The organism is Streptococcus hillyeri (assembly GCF_003686955.1).
Taxonomy (GTDB): domain Bacteria; phylum Bacillota; class Bacilli; order Lactobacillales; family Streptococcaceae; genus Streptococcus; species Streptococcus hillyeri.
The window spans coordinates 1-1,821 of the sequence record NZ_RCVM01000043.1 but is presented as its reverse complement, the minus strand read 5'-3'; the positions used below and the strand labels follow the sequence as shown (position 1 = coordinate 1,821).

1 pseudogene is annotated in these 1,821 nt (G+C 37.4%); it reads left to right on the top strand.

Features of this window, described 5'->3' with window-relative positions:
- Nucleotides 1–38: 38 nt before the first annotated feature.
- Nucleotides 39–1,821: pseudogene (locus EAF07_RS10355) on the top strand (hypothetical protein); the annotation flags it as partial.

The following is a 1,821-nucleotide window of genomic DNA, read 5'->3' as shown; positions in this document are numbered from 1 at the left end:
TTAGAAAGAGAAAAGAGTAGAGAGTAAAGAGATAGGATATGAAGAAAAAAGGAAATGATAGGAGACATCCCAATGGCTTGTTAAGTTTATTGGCGACGTTAGGGTTATTATTCCCAATGTTGTTAAATTTAGTAGGTGGCATTGTCGTAACAGCGACAACGAGCATTGGTAATGTCTCAACGACTACGACAGCCCCTAAGGTGACCCAAGAGGGCTGTGCGATTAAGATTGAGACAACTGAGAAAGTTGAGTGGAAACTACCACGTCAGCCGATTGACTTGGTTATCATTCAAGATGCTAGTGGTTCATTTGAAGAAACCATGCCAAAAATTAAAACAGCATTAAAAACACTAACAAGTCCTGTTGATGAAAAAGATTATGATTCAGATGAACCAAGATTAGTATTTACGTCAGATCCGGACACTAGCGACCGTGTGATGCTAACTGCATACCGTGGTCTAGATAAAGAGCGTCTTTTTGACTCTAATGTGAGGGTTACGAATGCTCCAACAGGTTTTCGAGTAAATGGAAATTATGGTTGGCAGAAAGTTACAGTTGATGCAACAGAATTTGGCTTTTTTGATGAGTATGTAGATGAACGAGGTGCAGTAAAAGATTTTTATCCAGCCGGAGCCTACAATTATAGATTGCGCAGATATATTACTCGTGAGGAAAGTTCTAATGTAAACTTAAATGGCGCTTACGCATATGGTTATTATGTGTATGGTGGTGGAAAGTATAACATCACAGGAGCTGATAGCAATTTTACTACTTTACATAGCACTGAAGACATAGGTGGAGCAAATTATACTTTTAACAAATCTTCTTTTCTTAAGAGTAAATCAGATATTGAATCAGAAATTGATAAAATTAGAACAGGTGGCGGAACTCCAACTGTACCTGCTATAGAAGATACATTAGAGCAATACAATGCCTTAAAAAATACTGGTTTTAATCAAAAAACATTTGAAGAACAAGGTCGTAAAACTGTATTTCTTTTGATTACTGACGGTGTTGCGAATGGATACCGTGATCCAAATTCTTCTGATAAAACAGTTTATTTTGACAGTAGCTTATTCAGAAGATATACATTAGCTAATGACTGGAATACCGGAGGTAAGCTTCCTGAAGCGTCTCAGAATTTCATGAAGCGTGCAGAAGAATTGCGACAAGCTGGAGAAGTTCTAAAAAATGCAGCAGGTGATAATGGTAAAGTTGTAGTAGGATTTTGGGAAGATTTGACAAAATTTGAAACAGAATATGGCTATTTACATGCATATAGAAATGCATTTGGAACTCCAGAAGCAAAAAATACTTTACCAGGTAGCATTAGTGATAACAAGTCTGTTCAAGAAGTTTTTTCAGCAGCATTGCACTCTGTAGCAAGTCCAGATGAAGTATTACCGAATGGTAAACCAGCTACATATTATGTAAATGAACAAAATGATGTAGATGTCTTTGCTAAAAAGGTTCTTGACTCTGTAACTGCCGCAATGGTTAAAGAAAATGTAAATGGTGAGTTTGAAGTTACCGAAGGATATAAGGTAGAGTCTGTTACTATTAACGGTAAAAAAGTTGTTGAAACTGTTAAGGATGATACAAAAGAAATCCCAGGAACAGTTAAACAAGAAGGACGCAAGGTTACTATTTCTGTACCAGAAAGTGTCTTTAACCCAGGCGATAACAAGTTTGATTACGAGTTAAAACGTACCGAAGAAGCAGAAAACTTGGATGAGGCGGATGAAACAGAGCCTCCTGCGAACTACACGCCACCAAAAGTAGAGCGTGAAGTAGGTCAATTGGTAGGTACCTTTAAGGTAG